Raw genomic sequence first — 21,657 nt, 5'->3', positions numbered from 1 at the left:
TTGAGTGAGAAAGATTATGGACCAAGCAAAAACTAATACTGACCGCATGGCGGCAGAGATCCAACTACACGGTGTAAAAGAATATTTAGCATTACAGCAGAATAAAGGCTTACTGCGTTTTTTAACTTGTGGCAGTGTCGATGATGGTAAAAGTACCTTAATTGGCCGTTTACTGCATGACAGCGCCCAGATTTATGAAGATCAACTTGCAAGCCTGAAAAGTGATAGCGCTAAAATGGGCACTACTGGTGAAGCTATTGATCTCGCGTTATTGGTAGACGGATTACAGGCTGAGCGTGAGCAAGGCATTACTATCGACGTCGCTTATCGCTATTTTTCCAGTGAAAAACGTAAGTTCATTATTGCTGACACTCCAGGTCATGAACAGTACACGCGTAACATGGCAACGGGTGCATCTACCTGTGACCTAGCGGTTATTTTGGTTGATGCACGTTATGGGGTGCAAACCCAAACTAAACGCCATGCCTTTATTGCCTCTTTATTAGGATTACGTCACTTTGTCGTTGCGGTAAATAAAATGGACTTGGTTGGCTTTGATCAAACTGTGTTTGAAAAAATTCAAGCTGACTTTACTGACTTTGTAAAAGATTTTGGTGATTTAGATATTCACTACGTGCCGTTATCCGCCTTGAATGGTGACAACGTGGTTAATCGCAGCACTCAGTGTGATTGGTATCAAGGTGGCACATTACTTGAGTTACTTGAAACTATTGATACCCAGCGTGAACTGAGCGAATTACCGGTTCGTTTCCCAGTGCAATACGTGCTGCGTCCTAATCTCGATTTTCGTGGTTTCTCGGGCACCTTAGCGTCAGGCATTATTACAGTGGGTGACGAGCTGGTCGCTCTGCCATCGGGCAAGCGCAGTAAAATTGCGCGTATTGTGACGTTTGACGGTGATTTACCAGAAGCGGTAGCAGGCCAAGCCATTACCATTACCCTTGAAGATGAGATTGATATCTCTCGTGGTGATTTACTGGCTCATCCAGCAACTGCGCCAGACATTGCTAACCATATTGTGGCAGACTTAGTCTGGATGGATGAAAAACCATTACAAATCGGTCAGTTATATGATGTGAAAGTCGCGGGTAAGAAAACTCAAGCCGTGGTGAGTGAGATTGAATACATCACCGATGTGAATACCCTTGAACGCAGTGCAGCATCGACATTAAGCTTAAACACCATTGCACGAGTTAAGTTAGATCTAACTGAATCAATAGTGTTAGATGCTTATAGCCTAGTGCGTGATACAGGTGGCATGATTTTAATTGATCGCCTATCTAATGCCACTGTAGCCGCCGCTATGGTTGTGAGTGGTCATCAAGGTGACAAGCAAAGTCATACTGAGTTTAGTGCATTTGAAGTCGAATTTAATGCGTTAGTACGTAAGCATTATCCACATTGGAACGCGCGCGATATTAGCGTACTTGGAAAATAAATAATGAGCGAAATGTGGTTGTTAGCGATTATCTTGTTAGCACTGGTCGGTGGGCTTCTTGCTGGGCTTGCAAAACCGGCTGCCATGTTTTTCTTCGCTTCATTACTTTGTTATCTGCTCGGGCTTGTTGATTTAACGGTCGCATTGGGTAGTTTTACCAATAACGGACTGATCACTTTAGTGCTGTTGGTGCTTGCCGCTACAGCACTGGAAAAAACCTCATTATTAGGCAAATTAAGCCATGTGATAGGTAAAGGTTCGTTATTTTCTACTCTAGCTAAGTTAGGTGTATCGACAGCCCTGTTGTCATCGTTTACTAACAACACTGCAGTAGTCGCCTCGTTAATTGGTGTGGTACGCCGTAATCAAGCGCATGCGCCATCTAAGTTGTTACTGCCGTTAAACTACGCCGCCATTTTGGGCGGTACGCTTACGCTCATTGGTACTTCCACCAATTTGATTGTTAACTCCTTTGTTGAAAATGCTGGCCTTGAGCCTCTAGGTTTTTTTGAGTTTTCACAAGTCGGCTCATTAGTGGTCATTAGTGGCTTAATCGTGCTGACCATTATGGCCAACTTTTTACCTGACAGACGTGAAGAAAACGAAGATGAGTCTCTGCCTTATCTGTTGGAAGCGCATGTGGCTAAAACGTCGAGTTTAGTGGGTAAGAGCGTACTCGAAAATCGTCTACGGGCGCTGAAAAAGCTCTATTTAGTTGAATTAGAACGTAGCGGTATACGTATTTGCCCTGTGCCACCACAAATGGTGCTGCAAGCTGATGACGTTTTACGTTTTAGTGGTGCGGTTGAGTCGGTTGAGTTATTGCATCAGTTTGATGGTTTAGAATGGTTCGGTAAGCAGCATGCAAAAGGCCAAAATCTGGTTGAAGCCGTATTAGCGCCATCATCGAGCCTAGTTGGCACAACCTTAAAAGATTCGCGTTTTCGTGAAGTGTTTGATGCAGCCGTAATGGCTATTCGTCGTGGACATTTGCCGTTAAAAGGTGGGCTTGGCGACATAGTGTTACAACCGGGTGATGTATTACTATTAACCCCTGGTGACCGTTTTTCTAAATGTCCTAATTTGACCACCGACTTTGCTGCTATCAGTGGCTTAGAGTTAAGCGTCCGTTTAGATAGTAAGCGCGGTAATTGGGTCTTGATCGGGTTTGCACTAACCATTACGGCGAGTATTTTAGAAGTATTGCCTTTAGCCAAAGGTTTAGTCTTATTGTTACTTAGCTACGTGGCGATTGGCGCAATAACCTTAACTGAGCTTAAACGTCGTTTTCCATTAGAACTCGTGGTGATTGTAGGCAGTGCCTTGGGCTTAGCTAACTTGATGATTACCACAGGCTTAGCAGATGTCATGGCGCAAGCGATGTTAAGTGTGTTTAATGGTTATGGTGTGTTTGCCGCTTTTGTGGGCATTTATCTGATCACCTTAATTGTTACAGAGTTAATTACCAATAATGCCGCCGCAGCACTCGTGTTCCCGGTTGCCTTTGCTGTTGCAACCAGTTTTGGTGTCGATACCCGACCCTTTATTATGGCAGTGGTATTTGGCGCCAGCGCGAGCTTTATTTCGCCTTACGGTTATCAAACCAATCTTATGGTCTTTAATGCTGGTAATTATAAATTCAGTGATTTTGTTCGCTTAGGTTTACCGTTATCAATTGTATATTCCCTAGTGGTTATCTTTTCGATCCCATATTTCTTTCCGTTTTAAAAAAGTATTTAGTGTGGTGTCACAACCACTCGATAGGAGTAGTGATGAGCAATATTGTTTGGCATCAGCATGCCATTGACCAAGCTGCCCGTGGAGCCCAAAAGGGCCAAAATCCAGTGCTATTATGGTTTACTGGATTATCTGGCTCAGGAAAATCAACCCTTGCAGGCGCATTAGAGCGAGCGTTATTTGAACACGGTTTTCATACCTATTTGCTCGATGGTGATAATGTTCGTCATGGTCTTTGTAAAGACTTAGGTTTTAGCCTTGATGATCGCGATGAGAATTTACGTCGTGTCGGCGAAGTCGCTAAATTGATGGTGGATTCAGGCCTAGTAGTGCTATCGGCATTTATCTCGCCTACCCGTGAAGAGCGTGATCGTGTCCGGGCGTTATTTCCCCAAGGCCAATTTGTTGAAGTGCATGTATCTACTCCATTGAGCGTGTGTGAGTCACGAGACCCTAAAGGGTTATATGCTAAAGCTCGTAAGGGGGAAATTAGTAACTTTACTGGTATTTCATCACCTTACGAAGTACCAGTATCTGCGGAGCTAACCATAGATACCAGTAAAGGCGATTTAAGCACACAAGTGAATGGTTTGTTGGCTTATTTAAAAGCCATTGAAGTGCTCAACCCAGCAAGACAAATTGCGGGTGCTGGCATTTAAACTGCACTAAATCGACAATTAAATTGATAACCTAATCAATCGACAAAAAAAGGGCTGATTATTCAGCCCTTTTTATTGTTGAGTTGCAGTTAATCTCAGCAGTCACGCCTTAAACTTTGCCGCTCTAAACCAGTACTTGCTTTAATACTCTTTGCCAGTTTCCACCCATAAAACGATCGCGATCAGTGGCTTTAAAACGGGCTTTTTTCAAGGCGTCGTCGATACGGCTCATGCGGTCAATATTATTGAGCTCGGGGATAACCACATGCTTTGGCTCAACATCAAACCCTAATACATTTTTGTCTTCTAGGCTGTGCCACCATTCTAAGTATTCTTTTATTCCTTCGCTGTTATCGTTGTCTAACGCTAATAAATTTTCTTGGCCGCGAAGTGGAAAATCATTGGCAATGGCGACACTGTCGAATCCGCCAACTTTAGCAATATAAGCCAGTTGATTGATATAGTCTTCAATCGTGGGTACAGGTTTGTTCGTCAGCCAAAAGCTCATCATAAACACCCCAAAAACACCACCGCTATCGCCAATAGCGCGGATCACTTCATCAGGTGAGCAGCGGGCATTGTTTACAATCGCGCGCGCAGCACCATGGCTTTGGATAATAGGAGATTGACTGGCTTTAACAGTATCAAGGGCTGTTTGAGCACTAGAGTGACTGACATCGATAAGAATATTTTTACGATTCAGCTCTGTTATCAGCTCTTTGCCTGCAGATGTTAATGGCATATTTAAACTATTTAAGCCGTTATTATCTAAGGCACCACCAGCATAACGATTACCATAATGGTGTGTCAGTTGCAGTACCCGTAAACCCTGTTGATGTAAATTGTCTAATTGCCGCCATTCATTGCTTAAACCATCATCTTCAACACAATCAGCCCCTTGAATTTGAAAAAACACCGCTGTTTTTTGTTGCGTTCTGGCTTTACTTATATCTGTCCCTGTAAGTCCTTGCAGATACACATCGGGATTCGCTATGACTGAGTCAGCCGCTTGTTTAATGCTGTTGATGCAGGCTTGATAAGTGCGTTTATAGTTTTTAGTGCCATCGGCTTGTTCAATGGTTTCTACTGCTGAAATATCGGCAATAAAGGCATCGAGTTTTGAGGCCTTTACATCATTGATGTCGGTAGGTAAAAAAGATAACCCATCTACGTATAAACGGTGTGGTTTAGCTGCCCATGCTGGAAAGGAGCTTAAAGGGCTTAATAATGTGGCTGCTCCAAGGCCTTTTAAGATATGACGGCGAGCTTGGTTACAGACTTTTTGAGGCATTATTATTCCTTAGTGCTGGCGAGTGTTTCAGGTGCCAACATCGTGTGTATAGGCCACGATGGCCTGCGCTAATGCAGTTAAACCATTAGTACGAGATGGACTTAATTGGCCACTGAGTCCAAGGTGGGCAAAATACTGGTTTACATCAAATTGTTGTATTTGCTCTGCGGTTTTACCTTGGCAAGCAACCAGTAATAATCCCATTAAGCCTTTTACGATACGAGCATCGCTATCGGCGATATAAAAATGCTGCTCGTTTAACCTGTAATGGTACAACCAAGCTTGGCTTTCACAGCCTTTTACTTGTGCGTCTTGGTGCTTAAATTCTGCCGCTAATGGCGGTATTAATTTACCGAGTAACATAATTTGGCGATATTTATCTTGCCAGTTATTCGCTTGCTCAATGAGGTTAACAGCATCAACTAATTCATCTGATAATGGTAAAAATAACTGCGCTGAAGGTGTGGTGCTTGGGTTTAACATGGTAATTCAATTAACCTCGGCTGTAGATAAAAGATGCGTTAGGATCAGCCTGTTGTGCCTTATGACTATAACAATAACTCTTTTACAGCATTAAGTGCATGAATAAATTGATCAACATCCTGCTTATTAGTATAGATGCCAATCGATGCTCGGCAACATCCATTTAAATTAAGGCTCGCCATTAGCGGCATGGCACAATGATGACCACAGCGAACCGCAACAGCTTGTTGATCGAGTAAAATCCCTACATCTTGATGGTGTTCACCTTGTAAATTAAAGGCCACAGCACCCACATTGATAGGGGCAATACCATACAATTCAATATCGCCCAGCTGTTGTAATTGTTGCTGTAAGTATTGCATCAATTGTTGTTCATGTGCGAGCAGTTGTTCGCGCGGCAATTGGAGCAAAAAGCTGATGGCTGCCCCGAGACCAATCACTTCAGCAATGGCTGGAGTGCCAGCTTCAAGGCGATTAGGTAGTGCACCAAATACAGTACGATTAAAGCTCACTGTTTTGATCATTTCGCCACCAGTGAGCATTGGAGTTAGTTGATCGAGTTGTTTATAGCGACCATATAAAATCCCCACACCGGTTGGACCATACATTTTATGGCCAGAAAACACATAAAAGTCACAATCAATCTGTTGTACATCCACCGATAAATGGGCAACTGCCTGAGCACCATCCACTAAGGTTAAGGCACCAACAGCTTTGGCTTTGGCGACGAGCTCATTGATCGGGTTTACTGTGCCTAGTGCATTTGATACATGGCAGATGGCGACGACTTTAGGCTTAAGCAGCAATAGTTGCTCAAATGCTGTTATATCAAGTTGGGCATCTGCGGTGAGTGGTATCGGTTTAATTACTGCACCTGTGCGCTTTGCCAGTTCTTGCCAAGGCACGATATTGGCGTGGTGAGCTGCAGTATCAATTAAAATGACATCATTCGCTTTTATCTGTGACGTCAGCCCAAAGGCCACCATATTGATCGATTCAGTGGTGCCGTGGGTGAAAATAACTTCTTGAGATTGCGATGCATTAATGAAGTCGGTTACTTGCAAACGTACGGCTTCATATTGCTGAGTCGCTCTTGCCGACAATTGATGAGCCGCGCGGTGCACATTGGCATTATTGAATTGGTAATACTCGTTCATCGCGTCAATCACCACTTGGGGTTTTTGACTGGTTGCCGCTGTGTCTAAGTAGCACAAAGGATGATCGCCAATGGTCTGTTTTAGCGCTGGGAATTGATCGCGTAACGCTTGATGATCAAATAAAACAACAGACGATGCAAGCTTCATAAATAGGGGTTTCTATATTGAAAATAAAAGGCATCAAGATCTTCAGTGATCTTGATGCCTAATGCAAGGTTTTGTGGCAATAAGCCCAATATCGCATTTGCGCTTAGGCTAATAAACTTAAGGGCAAGGGAAGCGATATAAAGCCGATAGTTCATTAATTCTGCCCATCAACTCTGCCGATAAGCTCACCTTGTGGCTGTCGATATTTTGCTTTAGCTGATGTAAATCAGTGGCGCCAATAATATTAGAGGCGACAAATTTGCGGCTATTCACAAATGCCAAGGCCATCTCGGTAGGTGTTAACCCAAACTCACGAGCTAAATCGATATAAGCCTGTGTGGCTTCTAGCGCCATAGGTGTGCTGTTATAGCGGGCAAAACGTTTAAATAAAGTCAGGCGTGCACCTTCTGGCCACTGATTATTTTCATATTTACCGGTTAATGCGCCAAAGGCTAAAGGTGAATAGGCTAATAACGGCACATCTTCACGATGACTAATTTCAGACATCGCGATTTCGTAACTACGATTAAGCAAGTTATAAGGGTTTTGCACGCTGATAATACGGGGTAAATCATGCTTTTCGGCTAATTTTAGGTATTTCATAAATCCCCAAGGGGTTTCATTTGAAATACCGATATAACGCACTTTACCTTGCTTAATTATTTCAGCTAAGGCTTCAAGGGTGTTTAAAATAGGAGTGTAATGTTCTTCTTTGTCATGCTCATACATCATTTCGCCGAAAAAATTAGTGTTTCTATCCGGCCAATGTAGTTGATATAAATCGATAGTGTCGATTTGCAAGCGTGATAATGAATCATCAACAGCTTGATGAATATTGCGCCAATCGAGTGCCATATCACTGCGGATATAATCACTTTTACCACCTGGTGCGGCTATTTTAGTCGCAATCACTAAATTATCACGGTTGCCCTGGGCTTTGAGGTAGTTACCTAAAATTCGTTCAGTGTCGCCCTGAGTTTCAGCTTTAGGCGGTACAGGGTACATTTCTGCGGTATCAATAAAGTTAATACCTTGTCCAATAGCATAATCGAGTTGAGCAAAAGCTTCTGCTTGAGTATTTTGTTCACCCCAAGTCATGGTGCCGAGACAGATCTTACTGACCTCAAGGCTAGAATGTGCGATACGTTGATATTCCATTTCATCCTCCTATGGAATGTGCTTAATCTGAGGCTAACAAGCTTTTGTGTCCTTGCAAAGCGCTATCATTTAGCAGAGAGAAAGAGTGAGTAAAAAATGTGCAATATGAGTGTTTTAAATCACTAAATTGGTTTTATCATAGCGATTTCACAGGCATCGTGGCCAGTTTCGCCTAAATGCTGACAATGACTAAAGCCAAGCTTTTCATACAGGGCCAATGCTTCAACTAATACCGCCGTGGTTTCCAAATACATTGATTGATAGCCTTGCTGTTTAGCAAATTCAATACATTGGCCCGTTATTGCCTTCGCCATACCTTGGCCGCGAATAGTGCGGGCAAAATACATTTTCTGTAATTCACATACCCCATCATTGCCAGGTAACGGGGCTACACCAGCGCCGCCGACCACTTTGCCTTGGTACTCAATCACCCAGTATTGTGAGCCTTGTGCGTCATAAACCTCGCTTAAACAGTCGAGGGTTTTGTCTGCTACGCTAAAGCCTTTATCAGGTGTTAAACCATATTCTGCTGATACTTCACGGATCACTGCGGCTAGGGCAGCATTGTCGTCAGCGTGTAGCGCGCGAATTATGGGAGGCTGCGCGTCGGCACTGATTGCATTTGTTGGGTCATTGTTAGTCATTAAATAATTCCGCATTGATAAAAGGAGCCATTGCCAGCACTAAAGCTTGGGTATAAATGCTTTCTCGGGTGGCTAAACCTCGAGTTAACAAGCCAATCGCGCCACCTTTTTGCTTAATATTATGGGTATTAAATACTCGGTCCATTACTTTGCCCAGTTCTTCACCCGCTTGTAAAGCGTTAAAAATATTCTGTGGTAGCGGTAAGTTGGCGCTGCGACCGACAGATAATTTATCGTTATGAATAATGGCCATATACGCAAAAGTGGCGGGGCCGTGATCAAACTGATCAACCCCACCTTCCATCGCCACATAAAAGTCCGCATTTTGATTGGTGATATGGGCGTTGTCTTGGCAAAACTTAGCTCGATTAATCGCCCCCAATTTAGTTTCTGCTTCGGTCATGGGCTGTTCTGCTACTAATGATGGGGCATGCATGCCATGACAACGGATTTGAGCATCAGGAAAATATAATTTAATCGCCTGTTGTGCTGCACTGATTTTAACTGGGTTGGTTGAACCAACAATAATCTCTAACGTTTGCGGTACTGCAAGTGATATCGGCATAGGGTGAGTTCTTTTTTTTGAGTTAATCGTGATGTTCACGCTAGTGAAATTAACCACATTGTATTGGATTTTCGTGCTTTTTGGTTTGATGGATGAGTGAATTTTATTACTGATAACTGTAAGTCATTGTAAATAATGGCTTTGTCTAGTTGGTATGAAACCTGCTAATTAATGATTAATTGCTGCTAGTCATGTCTGTAATAGTTAACTCTGTTAATCACATTTGTGTAGCGGCCAAGCTTATTTTTATTCTTATAAAAGGAATTAGTCATATGTCTATACGTATCGCAACCATTAGTGTCACGGCCGGACTTATTTTAGGGGCAACAATCTTTGGTGCGTCGCAAAGTGAAGCTGAGTCTGTATTTTCATCATTAAAACCGTCGCTAGTCACTCATGCTGATCTTAATTTGGTACAGCAACAATTGAATCTTGATGCTGGGTCGTTAACTGAGCTAGTAGCCAACACGGGAGCGGGTAAGTTAACGGTTGTTGGCGTAAAAGGTTTAAACGAAGTCGTGGTGCATGCCGATATTTATAGTCCGTCATTAGATCAAGATGATGTTGAAATTAAACTCAGTTTGACCCGCAAAGGTAACCAAGCCTATTTACTATCAGAAATCCACAGTGATCATGTTATAGGTGAATCACCTTTTATCGATTTATTAGTTAAAGTGCCACCCACACTAGCCCTTAAAATAAATGATGGCTCAGGTGCCATTCAAATAGATGATATCAGTGCCGATATTGATTTAACTGATGGTTCTGGGAGTATTGTCATCAACCGTATTGGTAAATTGGTATTAGTTGATGGCTCTGGGTCGATTGATATTACCGATGCTAAAGGTGCTATTAGGTTGCAAGATGGCTCGGGATCTATTCGTATTAGTCATGTTGTTGGCGATGTTGCTATCAATGATGGCTCTGGTTCAATCAAGGTTAATCAAGTATTGGGACAGGTTGAAATTGAAGATGGTTCCGGTAGCATTGATGTTGCTAACACTAAAGGCTTAACCATACATAATGCCGGTTCTGGCAGTGTTAATTATCATGACATCGATGGCCCATTGATACTCGACTAATTCGCCCTTAATACTTAATTTAGATGAGCGTAGATAAGGTTTTTAGCTCAAGATATTCACATTAACGCTAATCAAACCGGCTCAGGTGCATTTTTGTTTTAACGCCAAGTTTAATCATGGCATCATGTCGCTTCGATATGAGTCAATTAGCATTAGATAAGTAAGAGTTCATCATGGCAAAGAAGTTTTATGTAGTATGGGCCGGCCGAGAAACGGGCATTTTTACCAGCTGGGATGTCACTAAGCGTGCAGTGGATAAATATCCACAAGCCAAATACAAATCCTTTGCCACCGAAGCGGAAGCCAAAACTGCGTTTGCTCAATCACCGGCAAACAGTATTGGTAAAAGTGCACCCGCTAAAAAAGCGGCAGGCTCAGCAACAGCGACATCTGCTGGATCTGTATCAACCAAAACTCAAGGTGCCAATCAAGCAGTGTTAAGCCAATTTGATGTGGTCATTTATACCGACGGCGGTTGTGAACCTAACCCAGGTAAAGCCGGGTCGGGAATGGCGATATATCGCAAAGGCGAGTTAGCCGAATTATGGTTTGGTTTATATAATCCAAATGGTACCAATAATACCGCTGAACTGAATGCGTTACACCAAGCATTAATTGTCGCTAAAAAGGTAATAGCTGCGGGTGAAACTGTGCAAATTATGAGTGACTCACAGTATTCAATTAAATGTGTTTGTGAGTGGGCATATGGTTGGAAAGCTAAAAACTGGACGCGAAAAACCGGCGAAATAGCGAACCTTGAGATTATCAAGCAAGCACATGAGCTATATGATGCAATGAAAGCGGATTTGGTATTGCAGCATGTTGCTGCCCATATTGGCATTGAAGGGAATGAGTTGGCAGACAGAATGTCAATCCATGCTATAGATCAACAACATAAAAGCTTTAGCCAATATCCTGCGTCAATGGATATCAGCAAGATTCTAGGGTTACGCACTGGTTAGCGATTGTCGCGATAATCTCTCAATAACAGCGGTTTATTGCCCCCCCCAAAAAACAAAAAAACAAAAAAGCCGGATAATTCCGGCTTTTTGCATTTATCTTATGATTTCTCAGCGTTACTTAGTATTTTCTTCGTACATTAAGTAATGGCTTTGCTGCATACCCAGTGACTCATAGGTTTTTTGAGCAATCTCATTGTCATGTTCAACATATAGGCGGAAGCTCGCTGTGCCGCCATTTTCTGCCGCTAAGTCTTTTACTGCTTGATACAGTTTGGCGTAAATACCCTGACGACGATTTTGCGGGCGTATATAGACGCTTTGGATCCAGTAATAATTACTTGCGCGCCAGTCGCTCCACTCGTAAGTGACCATCAAAGAACCAGTTATTTCACCATCAACTTCAGCGACTAAATATACTCCGCGTTCTGGATGGTTCAGCAAGCCTTCAACCCCGCGGGTTAATTGCTCAGTGTCTAATGAAAGGTTTTCGGTTTCCATTGCCATAGCTTGATTAAACTGAACTAGAGCTTGTAGGTCGGCATGTTGGCCTATTCTTATTGTCATGAATTTCTCGTTTTTATAGGATGTTCTGTGGATATCATACCTTTCCACTTAATAAATGTATTGGCCTGTTGCGTCAGTAAATGTGTACGCCAATAGCGGGTGACATAATATCTAGCGCATGTTTACAGCGTCAATGCTTGAGTGTGGTCTCGTCGAGATCTCTCTGCATTAGCTCTAGGTTTCAACCCTTAATATAAACATTCAACTATTGTTCAATCCGCTTGATAGCATGTTTACAGGCCGGTAATAAAACAGCTGAATTAATTTTGTGCAACATGAGATTGTCCATAATATAAAAAGATAGCGACATTGGCATGTTGAAAAATAATCCACTTAAGCTGTTCATGGGACCATTTTTACGTGCGTTAATACTCATAATGTACGGCGACACGCCAGTCTATGCATGGATTAGGGCTGATTTATTTAAGATTGTCCACTAACGTATAATTGAAATTATTGTGACGATGCAGTAATGTGACGCCACGACAATTTAGATGAATGTCACAAACTGCATAAATTGATGGAGATAATTATGAAAGTTGCTGTATTAGGTGCTGCTGGTGGTATCGGCCAGGCGCTAGCTTTACTGTTAAAAACTCAACTGCCTGCGGGCTCAAAGTTGTCTCTGTATGACATCGCACCTGTTACTCCTGGTGTTGCGGTAGACTTAAGTCACATCCCAACAGACGTAGAAGTAAAAGGTTTTGCTGGTCAAGACCCAACAGATGCATTGGTTGGTGCTGATGTCGTATTAATGTCTGCTGGTGTTGCGCGTAAACCAGGCATGGATCGTTCTGATCTATTCAATATCAACGCAGGTATTGTGCGTAACCTAATGGAAAAAGTGGCAGTAACTTGTCCTAAAGCATTAGTGGGTATTATTACCAACCCAGTTAATACTACCGTTGCGATTGCTGCTGAAGTATTAAAGAATGCCGGTGTTTATGATAAAAACCGTTTATTCGGTATCACAACACTTGACGTTATTCGTAGCGAAACCTTCATTGCTGAGCTTAAAGGCTTAAATGTTGCTGACGTTAAAGTTAACGTTATTGGCGGACACAGCGGTGTGACCATTCTTCCATTACTTTCTCAAGTTGAAGGCGTGACTTTCACTGACGAAGAAGTGGCAGCAATGACGACTCGCATTCAAAACGCAGGTACTGAAGTTGTTGAAGCTAAAGCCGGTGGCGGTAGCGCAACATTATCAATGGGCCAAGCGGCATGTCGCTTTGGTTTATCATTGGTACGTGGTCTTCAAGGTGAAGCTAACGTTGTTGAATGTGCCTATGTTGACGGCGGCAGTGAGCACGCTACATTCTTCGCCCAGCCAATTTTACTTGGCAAAAATGGCGTAGAAAAAGTATTACCTTACGGTGAAATCAGTGCATTTGAAGCTAACGCTCGTGATGCAATGTTAGATACCCTTAAAGGTGATATCAAATTAGGCGTTGAATTTGTTAAGTAATTAACACTCTCAATGATCTAAAAACGCGAAGCCAAGGCTTCGCGTTTTTTTTATTTAACATGACTAGTATCGCAATTAATTTAGCCTTTATTTCCAGCATCCCGCCGTGTCAACCTATGTGAATTTCCCGCGCTATCATCCCAATCCATGACGACATATTCGCTCCAAATGCCCTATGTGGATCTAAAGTGCCATTGCTGTTTGCAGTAAAATTGAGCAAGTTATGGTTATGTTAAATTTGGAAGCCGCTGAAATGAGCAATAAACCATACAGCTTAATTAAATCCGTGTTTTTACTGTGGTGGATTTTTTTAATCCAACCTATTCAAGCTAATGAAACACCTTATCTTCCACTAACCGATTTTGGTGATAATCCTGGTGCGTTAACCAGCTTTTATCTTCCGCTAACGGAAGACCTAGATACCTCTGATAGCGCTAATTCGTCGTTAATTGTGTTACTTCATGGTTGTATTCAAGATGGCGTCGAACTGGCTAACAAGAGTGGATTAACCGCTTTAGCGTTAGAGCATCATTTTGCGGTATTAGTGCCACAACAAAGTTATGACAATAACGTAAAACGGTGTTTTAACTGGTTTGCTAGTCAAGATACACAACTCGATAGCGGTGAAATACTGTCAATAAAAAACATGATCTTAGCCACTCAAGCAAAGCTTGGGATAAAGCATGCCTACGTGATTGGGTTATCCGCGGGTGGGGCTATGGCCAGTGCAGCCTTGGTCAATTACCCTGATCTATTTCAACGCGGTGCTGTCATTGCTGGGTTGCCATATCCATGTGCTGATAATTTAATTAAAGCGATATCGTGCATGAAGCGTGGCCCGGCTCAGTCTGCCGAAGAGTTAGCTCAATTTGCTCAAGCCGTACACCCACAGCAAAAAAGTTGGCCTTCACTGTCCATTTGGACCGGTGACAGTGACACTGTCGTCGACGCGAATAATGCGCAGATGCTTGCTTCTCAATGGCAAATATTGACTCAATCTGGCGCCAAACCAGAAATCAACACTCAGTCCGGCTACAGTATTTCGCGCTGGAAAGACCCTCAAAATAACACAGTAATAGAGCTAGTCACTCTTAAAAATTTCGGCCATGGAATTGCCGTTAATCCAGATATTAAAAATGGCGGAGTAGAAAGCGACTTTCTACTCAAAGCACCAATAAGTAGTGTCACTGAGATAATTAAGCTTTGGGGGCTTTAATCAAGGTCTTCACATAAATTTTTGTTTTTAATATGTAATACCAGGTTTATTTTCAACACCTATAGACCAAAGCACATACTACTATAGTACCGATTCAATGCACTTGAAAATGCTATAAAGTCAATATGTGAACAGTTTGTTGTAAACCAAAATAAGCAGTAAAAACCATTAATAATAAATATTACAACGGGGATCTGTATGAAACAGAATACTATTAAAATGAGTTGTATTGCCCTAGCAATTTCGTCTGCGTTAACCGCTTCGTTTGCCAATGCCGCAGATGCAGAAAATAGCAGCGCTGATAAGCCCGCAGTTTTAGAACGCATTGAAGTGACCGCACGTAAAACAGTTGAAAGTTTACAAAATGTGCCTGTTGCAGTGACGTCTGTCAGTGAAAAAGAGCTGTCAGAAAACGGCATCAGTGTGATGACTGAAGTGCAGCAATTCTCTCCCAACACGACATTACAATCTAGCCGAGGCACTAACTCTACGCTAACTGCGTTTATTCGCGGCGTGGGTCAAGAAGATCCGCTATGGGGTTATGAGCCAGGTGTGGGGATATACATAGATGATGTCTACATTGCACGCCCACAAGGCGCGGTATTAGACATTCTTGATGTGCAACGCATTGAAGTGCTGCGCGGGCCACAAGGTACCTTATACGGCAAAAATACTATCGGTGGAGCGATTAAATACGTTACGAAGAAAATGACTGGTGACGGAGAGTTGAGCCTTAAAGGTACTGTCGGCACCTATGGTCAAAAGGATGTTAAAGTTGCAGGACAATTACCGCTTATCGATGACAAACTCTATGTTGGTTTTGCCTTTGCTAGCTTAAATCGCGATGGTTTTGGTGAATTTAAAACTTCTGCATTAGATGGTCAAGACACTGAAAACTATAATAAGGATGTTATGGCCGGTCGCTTAAGCGTTGAATATACGCCTACCGATGACCTGTTTATGCGTTTTACTTATGACAAAACTCAAGATGAATCAAATTCAAAGGGGGGCTACCGCCTACTGCCTAGTTTATTAACCGATGCCCCAGTGCCAGACAGTAAATATGATTCTTATACCAGTATGCCTACTTGGAATAAGGTCGAAACAGAAGGGTGGGGAGCAACAATTGAGTATAACCTCAATGAAAATTGGAGTGTAAAGTCTGTCACAGCTAAACGCGAAGGTTACTCACCAACAAACATCGACTTTGATAACACCAGTTTACGTATTTTTGACGTGCCCGCCATTTATGAAGATGAACAATTTAGCCAAGAGTTTCAAGCAAACTATGTTGGTGACAATCTTACGTTAGTCTCTGGCCTTTACTATTTTAAAGGTGATTCCTGTGGGCTTTTCGATGCTATTTTAGAAGAAGCCTTTAAAGCATTCGGCGGACTTACTCGTGAGATTAGTGGGTGTAATAATAGCGAAAGTTATGCCGCTTACGTGCAAGGTTCTTATGACTTTACTGAACAATTATCGATGACATTAGGCGGTCGTTATACTCGAGAAACGAAAGACGCTACGGTTTATAACGGCGTTATATTTGACAGTATTTATCCTGAAACCGGTTGGTATCCTGGGTTTGTGCGTGATGAAGCGTTAATTGAAGCGCAAGTCCCTAAAGTGCTTGATGATGAAGAAACATGGTCTAAATTCAATCCTCGTGTGGGGTTAGAATATCAAGTTAACGACGACATGATGCTCTTTACCAGTTATTCACAGGGATTCAAATCGGGCACATTCAATCCTAGGGCGACCGGCGCTGAACCTGCTGTTGAACCTGAAACCGTCGACTCATATGAAGTGGGTATCAAGAGTGAGTGGAATGATAATCTTCGCGTTAATGCAACGCTATTTTATCTCAACCACAAAGACCGACAATTCGTCTCCGTGTTACCTGGTGAAGATAGTTCAGACCTAAATCAGCGTTTAGGTAACATAGGTAAGTCTACCGCCAGCGGACTGGAGCTTGAAGTTGAATATGCTGCAACAGATTCACTTAACTTGTTCGCCAATCTGGGCTTAATAGATGCTACGTTCGATGAAGTAATTTCTTATGATGAACTTGGCAACAAAATTGATATCAGTGACACTTACACTATTACTAATACGCCAGATACCACTGCAAACCTTGGTTTCAGCTATAATATTGAAGCTGATATTGGCAGCTTTATCATTAATGGTAATTACTATTACCGTGGTGATTATGACTTAGCGGTAGTGGATAACTTACTGAGTCAAGATGGATACGGGTTACTCAACTTTGGTGTCAATTGGTATAGTAATGACGGCCATTGGAATGCTGGATTACATTGGAAAAACGTCACTGACGAGGAGTATTTAGTCGGTAACTACGCTTTTGTGACGCCGACAGGCAACGGAGATTTTACTCCAGGGCTTGGTGGGGATAATACTTTAATTGGCTATTATGGCGATCCAGAAACGATTTCGTTAACGGTTGGCTACCAGTTCTAAGCATTAATGAATCAATTGTCTATTAAAGGATAGCCGGCTCCCTATAGAACCGGTTATTCTTTTTTATAGAGAATGAAGTTTGCGCGATTTAAAAAATAATAAACAAAACCCGCGCAATTTTTTAGGAGCCGAGTATGTCTCAAATAAAAGTGGCAATTGCAGATGATCACCCGCTATTTCGTGCCGCCTTAACACAAGCGGTGCTTAAAAATTTCAATGATGCTGAAGTGTTAGAGGCGGAAAACTTCCAAGAGTTAATCAGCATAGTGGAACAGCATTCCGACATCGAAATTATCTTTATCGATTTGCACATGCCTGGAAACGATGGATTTACAGGATTAACCTTACTACAAAATCATTTCCCCGATATTGTCGTTATTATGGTGTCGTCTGACGATCAACCAGAAATTATTCGCAAAGCCATCAATTTTGGCGCCAGTGCTTTTATTCCCAAGTCTGCTAATTTAACCCAAATCTCGACCGCCATAGCCACAGTGCTTGAAGGAGATGTTTGGTTACCAGAACACACTAATATCACTGCCGATCAGCATACAGCTGCTGAGCATCAACGCTTAGCGAAACAACTCGCCCAGTTAACTCCTCAGCAATACACTGTACTTGCTAATATTGCTAATGGTCGCTTAAACAAGCAAATAGCCTATGACTTAAACATTAAAGAAACCACGGTTAAAAAGCATGTCTCGGCTATTTTGCTAAAGCTTGAGGTGTACAACCGCACTCAGGCAGGACTGGTGTTCCAACAACTCATGATAACGTCCAGCGAAAACCAGCAGCTAAATGCTTAATATCAAGTAGATATTGTCAAATACCAACATAAAAAAACGCCTCAATTTGAGGCGTTTTTTAGCTAATCGGCATCTACAATGACAGGATCTAATCAACCGACTTTAAACATGTCGTGAGCATTATGCTGTCGATACAATTTCATCAATACAATTTCATCAATACAATGTCATCAAATCTATGTCATCAATTCTAAGGCATAAGTTGTTTAATAATCCGTTTTAAGGCAATCGCCTTAAGCGGTTTGCGTACAAAACTAAATTGAGCGCTGCTAGTATGTTGTCTAACTGCTTCTGAAGGGTCTGCAGAGCAAATAACACAGGTGGTTTGCTTGTTAATGCTATCGGTATGCTGAGCTAATAAGTACTGCACCAAATCAACGCCATTTTTATCATCTTCTAAGTGATAATCTGCAATAATTAATTTTGGCTGTGGATTATCTGCCAGCTGCTGTATTGCACTGGGTTGATCTTTAGCGGTAATCACATGGCATCCCCAGCCACTGAGTAATGAAGAAATAGCTTTCAACATAAGGTCATCATTGTCGATAACCAGTACAGTCATATTTAGGTTGTCGCGACTGATCTCCTCTTCGGCAATGTCTAATAAATGCACCGGCTTTTTCTGCTGCGACACTCGCGGTATTTCAACGCTAAAGCAAGTCCCTTTTCCCACTTCTGAATGCAGTGATATTTTTACATTGAGTAACTTGGCGATACGGTCACATATCGCCAAACCTAGGCCTAATCCCGGAATTTCGCGAGTCAGCTCTAAGCGTTCAAACTCACAAAAAATGGCTTGGCGCTTATTAACAGGGATCCCCGGACCATTGTCCCAAACTTGTATCAACAAGGCGTTCTCAGTCCGCCGCACACCTAATAACACCTTAGGCACAAACTCGCTGTGCTTAAGAGTGTTTTTTGTTTTTTGGTGTGGTTTAGCATCATCTTGCATGACTTGATGATGCGTTTTACCTGAAGGTGAATAATGAAATGCATTCGACAAAAAGTTCTGAATAATACGCCGTAATAGCCTTTGATCGCTGTGTACAAAGCAGGAAGAGACTTGATAGTTAAAATCTATGCCTTGTTGCACCGATAATGCTTTAAATTCATTAACCAGTGTGGACAGTAAATCATCAATGGCAAATTGGCTTTTTTCGGTTTTTAACGAATTGCTGTCTAAGCGTGAAATCTCAACTAGATCCGATAGTAAACTTTCTACTACGTTTAGAGAATCTTCAATATTAGTTGCTAAATCATGCAGTTCAGTCGACTTAACTCTTTGTTTTAACATCTCAGTAAACAAGGTTAATGCGTTAAAAGGTTGCATTAAATCGTGGCTTGCTGCGGCTAAAAAGCGGGTTTTACTGCTATTGGCCGCTTCGGCTTCTGCTTTGGCTTTTTCCAGTTCCTTGGTGCGGCTTTCTACCCGTTTTTCTAATGTTTCATTCGCCAGTTGTAAGGCTTTTTCTGCTTCAATATGCGCGGTAATATCCGTGAAAGTACTCACAAATCCACCGCCAGGCATGGCTTGACCGCGAATTTCTAATACTTTTCCATCGAGCATAGTTCGCTGAAAATGATGCGGGCTACCCCCGCGCATATGCTCTAAGCGCTTTTCGATGAGTTCCTGGGCTTCGTTACCCACGATAATGCCTCTGTCGATGTTAAATCGAATCAGCTGTTCAACATGAAGCCCCGCTTTGACAAAGTGTTTAGGGTAATTAAGCAGTTCAATATAGCGTTGATTCCATGCAACTAAGCGCATATCAGCATCGACAACGCTAATGCCTTGCTCAATATTTTCAACGCCAGATTGCAGTAGTTCACGGTTAAACTCAAATATTTGGCTGGCTTCATCGACAATGCTCACCACATCTTCTAAGGGAACATGTTGGGTGCGAGATGCGGCGCTCATGACCATGCGTGTTGAGGCAGAACCGAGCACTCCAGACAGTTTCAAACGCGTGTAATCAACTAGCTGTTGCTGTTGATCTTTTCCAGCGAGTTTTTTGGATTCGGCGAGCAGGGCATCAGCTTCATCTTTATTAATAAACCGATTTAGCAAACTGGCTAAATCATCTACAGACAAGTGACGCTCTGACTGAACGGGTTTTCGATTAACAAATAAATCGGCTTGCAGCACCTCGCCAATGCTTTGCTCTTTAACCAGTGAAATGATCACAAAGCAGCCGATGTTAGCCGCTAAACTGTAAAACACCCCGTGGCTGATGTTGTCTAAATCCGTTAAGCCAAACAATGCTGTCGGTGTTAACCAAGTGATACCAAATAAGCCAAGGTTAACCCATTGGGCATCAGGGAACGTAACCGGCAAGAGTAGGGTATAGAGCCAAACAATACTGCCCATAATTAACCCTACAAATGCGCCTTGAGTGGTTGCATTGCGCCAATACAAGGCGCCAACTGCGGCTGGTGCAAACTGCGATAACAATACAAACGATAGTAAGCCGATACTGGCTAAATGATTTTGCTGATTAATAAAACGTTCAAATGCAAAGGCTGATAGCAAGATGACCGCGATAGATATGCGCCTTAAATTTAATAACATTCCCGCCAGTTGTGGGGTTTTTTGCTGGGAATTAAACTTTGGTAGACGTAATAATAATGGCGTGAGGATTTCTGTCGAAATCATGGTGCTTAGCACAATAGCGGCCACAATAACCATTGCCGTTGCGGCGGCAAGTCCACCGATATAGACCAATATGCCTAACCAAGCTTGCTGATAAAATAGCGGCAGTGTGAGTACATAAGTATCGGCGCCCACGCTACCACCGGGGAAGCTAAGCTGCCCAGCCAAGGCGATAGGTAATACAAAAATATTGATCAGTAACAGATATAGCGGCACCATCCAGCGAGCGGATTTAAGCTCCTGGTGATGATTATTTTCTATCATCATCATGTGGAATTCTTGCGGCAATGCATAGATAGTAATCGCGCCTAAAATCACCTGCGAGATAACAAGGTAAGTGGAGTCTGCATGGGTGGTTTCAGTAATATTTTGGCTTTGGCTGAGTAGGTCGCTAAAGCCATCGAAAACATAAAACGTGGCAAATATACCGACAGCGGTAAGGGCAAACAATTTCACGATAGAGCTGAACGCGATCGCCAGAACTAAGCCTTGGTTATGTTTACTGGCCGATAATTGACGTGTGCCGAATAAAATACTGAAAATAATTAATACGATAGTGACCACAAATGCAGTACTAATGCCCGACTGGAAGGTGCCTGTCAGTAAGTCGAAACTGGTACTGATAGCCCTTAACTGCAAGGCGATATAAGGAATCGTTCCTAGCAGTGACACTATGGCGACGCTGGCAGCAATTTTAGGTGAGCGGTCAAAACGGCAAGCAATAAAGTCAGCAATTGAGGTTAGGTTTTGGCTTTTAATGATTTGCAAAGTGCGCATTAACATTGGCCAAGCAAGCACTAAACAAATGATCGAACCAATGTAAATGGGAGCAAGCCAAGCCCCTGTCGTTGCTGCTTGACCCACAGTGCCATAAAATGCCCATGAGGTGCAGCATACGCCTAAGGATAGGCTATAGACCCATGGCTTCTGGCTTAACTTTTTTATGGCGCGATTTTGTCCCCACTGCGCCACCACAAAAAGCATTGCAAGATAAGCAATCGAAATGGAACTGATCAACCAAGTGTCAATAGATAACCAAGCCTGCAAGTGATTCCCCAATCATTTTTCTTATATGTTAGCGAAACTACACTAGACGTCCTGTTTGATAAAGATTTTTAATATCGCGGTGAA

The 21,657-nt window shown here is 42.5% G+C and carries 17 protein-coding genes; 9 read left to right on the top strand and 8 right to left on the bottom strand.

Annotated features, from left to right (window positions below):
• The first annotated feature begins 16 nt into the window (after positions 1-16).
• Genes cysN through cysC form a run of 3 tightly spaced genes read left to right on the top strand, consistent with a single transcriptional unit; the run spans position 17 to position 3,855 of the window.
• Complete coding sequence (gene cysN / locus H5164_RS05650; RefSeq protein ID WP_182741101.1) at positions 17-1,459, top strand: sulfate adenylyltransferase subunit CysN; 1,443 nt, start codon at positions 17-19, stop codon at positions 1,457-1,459.
• A gap of 3 nt (positions 1,460-1,462) precedes the next feature.
• Entirely contained in the window at positions 1,463-3,187 is a 1,725-nt protein-coding gene (locus H5164_RS05645) for an SLC13 family permease (protein ID WP_182697584.1), read from the top strand.
• A 44-nt stretch (positions 3,188-3,231) separates the two neighbouring features.
• Positions 3,232-3,855: an adenylyl-sulfate kinase gene (gene cysC, locus H5164_RS05640; protein ID WP_124015435.1), complete on the top strand. Its 624-nt coding sequence runs from the start codon at positions 3,232-3,234 to the stop codon at positions 3,853-3,855.
• A gap of 124 nt (positions 3,856-3,979) precedes the next feature.
• Here cysC and H5164_RS05635 read toward each other — a convergent pair whose 3' ends face one another.
• The 6 genes from H5164_RS05635 to yjjX all read right to left on the bottom strand — a co-directional run bounded on the left by H5164_RS05635 (position 3,980) and on the right by yjjX (position 9,300).
• Positions 3,980-5,146, bottom strand: coding sequence for a membrane dipeptidase (locus tag H5164_RS05635; protein WP_182741100.1), 1,167 nt, complete (start codon positions 5,144-5,146; stop codon positions 3,980-3,982).
• A gap of 27 nt (positions 5,147-5,173) precedes the next feature.
• Positions 5,174-5,629 (bottom strand): SufE family protein, encoded by a 456-nt coding sequence (locus H5164_RS05630; protein WP_182697582.1) that lies wholly within the window; start codon positions 5,627-5,629, stop codon positions 5,174-5,176.
• 65 nt (positions 5,630-5,694) lie between these two features.
• Entirely contained in the window at positions 5,695-6,933 is a 1,239-nt protein-coding gene (locus H5164_RS05625; protein WP_182755176.1) for an aminotransferase class V-fold PLP-dependent enzyme, read from the bottom strand.
• Between the two features lie 117 nt (positions 6,934-7,050).
• Positions 7,051-8,091 carry an NADP(H)-dependent aldo-keto reductase gene (locus H5164_RS05620; protein ID WP_182741098.1) on the bottom strand — a complete coding sequence of 347 codons (1,041 nt, stop codon included), beginning with the start codon at positions 8,089-8,091 and terminating at the stop codon, positions 7,051-7,053.
• A gap of 122 nt (positions 8,092-8,213) precedes the next feature.
• Complete coding sequence (locus H5164_RS05615; RefSeq protein ID WP_124015443.1) at positions 8,214-8,735, bottom strand: GNAT family N-acetyltransferase; 522 nt, start codon at positions 8,733-8,735, stop codon at positions 8,214-8,216.
• Positions 8,728-9,300, bottom strand: coding sequence for an inosine/xanthosine triphosphatase (gene yjjX, locus H5164_RS05610; protein WP_124015444.1), 573 nt, complete (start codon positions 9,298-9,300; stop codon positions 8,728-8,730). Before yjjX ends, H5164_RS05615 begins: the two co-directional genes overlap by 8 nt.
• 272 nt (positions 9,301-9,572) lie before the next feature.
• On the opposite strand from yjjX, the gene H5164_RS05605 reads away from it, so the two are divergent.
• Both H5164_RS05605 and H5164_RS05600 read left to right on the top strand, forming a co-directional pair.
• Positions 9,573-10,382, top strand: a complete 810-nt coding sequence (locus H5164_RS05605) for a hypothetical protein (RefSeq protein WP_182755174.1) — start codon at positions 9,573-9,575, stop codon at positions 10,380-10,382.
• 173 nt (positions 10,383-10,555) lie between these two features.
• The gene (locus H5164_RS05600; RefSeq protein ID WP_182755172.1) at positions 10,556-11,344 is read left to right on the top strand and encodes a ribonuclease H family protein; all 789 of its coding nucleotides are present in this window, start codon (positions 10,556-10,558) and stop codon (positions 11,342-11,344) included.
• Between the two features lie 114 nt (positions 11,345-11,458).
• Here H5164_RS05600 and H5164_RS05595 read toward each other — a convergent pair whose 3' ends face one another.
• Positions 11,459-11,908: a GNAT family N-acetyltransferase gene (locus H5164_RS05595; RefSeq protein WP_182697576.1), complete on the bottom strand. Its 450-nt coding sequence runs from the start codon at positions 11,906-11,908 to the stop codon at positions 11,459-11,461.
• 532 nt (positions 11,909-12,440) lie between these two features.
• On the opposite strand from H5164_RS05595, the gene mdh reads away from it, so the two are divergent.
• The 4 genes from mdh to H5164_RS05575 all read left to right on the top strand — a co-directional run bounded on the left by mdh (position 12,441) and on the right by H5164_RS05575 (position 17,876).
• Entirely contained in the window at positions 12,441-13,376 is a 936-nt protein-coding gene (gene mdh / locus H5164_RS05590) for a malate dehydrogenase (RefSeq protein ID WP_011638612.1), read from the top strand.
• Between the two features lie 253 nt (positions 13,377-13,629).
• Positions 13,630-14,592: a PHB depolymerase family esterase gene (locus H5164_RS05585; protein ID WP_182755170.1), complete on the top strand. Its 963-nt coding sequence runs from the start codon at positions 13,630-13,632 to the stop codon at positions 14,590-14,592.
• Between the two features lie 198 nt (positions 14,593-14,790).
• Complete coding sequence (locus H5164_RS05580; RefSeq protein ID WP_182755168.1) at positions 14,791-17,070, top strand: TonB-dependent receptor; 2,280 nt, start codon at positions 14,791-14,793, stop codon at positions 17,068-17,070.
• 134 nt (positions 17,071-17,204) lie between these two features.
• On the top strand, positions 17,205-17,876 hold the full coding sequence (locus H5164_RS05575; protein ID WP_182741093.1) for a response regulator transcription factor: 672 nt from the start codon (positions 17,205-17,207) through the stop codon (positions 17,874-17,876).
• 190 nt (positions 17,877-18,066) lie between these two features.
• Here H5164_RS05575 and H5164_RS05570 read toward each other — a convergent pair whose 3' ends face one another.
• Positions 18,067-21,573, bottom strand: coding sequence for a sodium:solute symporter family transporter (locus tag H5164_RS05570; RefSeq protein ID WP_182755166.1), 3,507 nt, complete (start codon positions 21,571-21,573; stop codon positions 18,067-18,069).
• Between the last annotated feature and the right edge of the window lie 84 nt (positions 21,574-21,657).

Source organism: Shewanella sp. SG41-3 (assembly GCF_014164545.1).
GTDB classification, from domain to species: Bacteria; Pseudomonadota; Gammaproteobacteria; order Enterobacterales; family Shewanellaceae; genus Shewanella; species Shewanella vesiculosa.
Note: the sequence above shows the minus strand (reverse complement) of the source record. Positions and strands in the feature narration are given on the sequence as shown.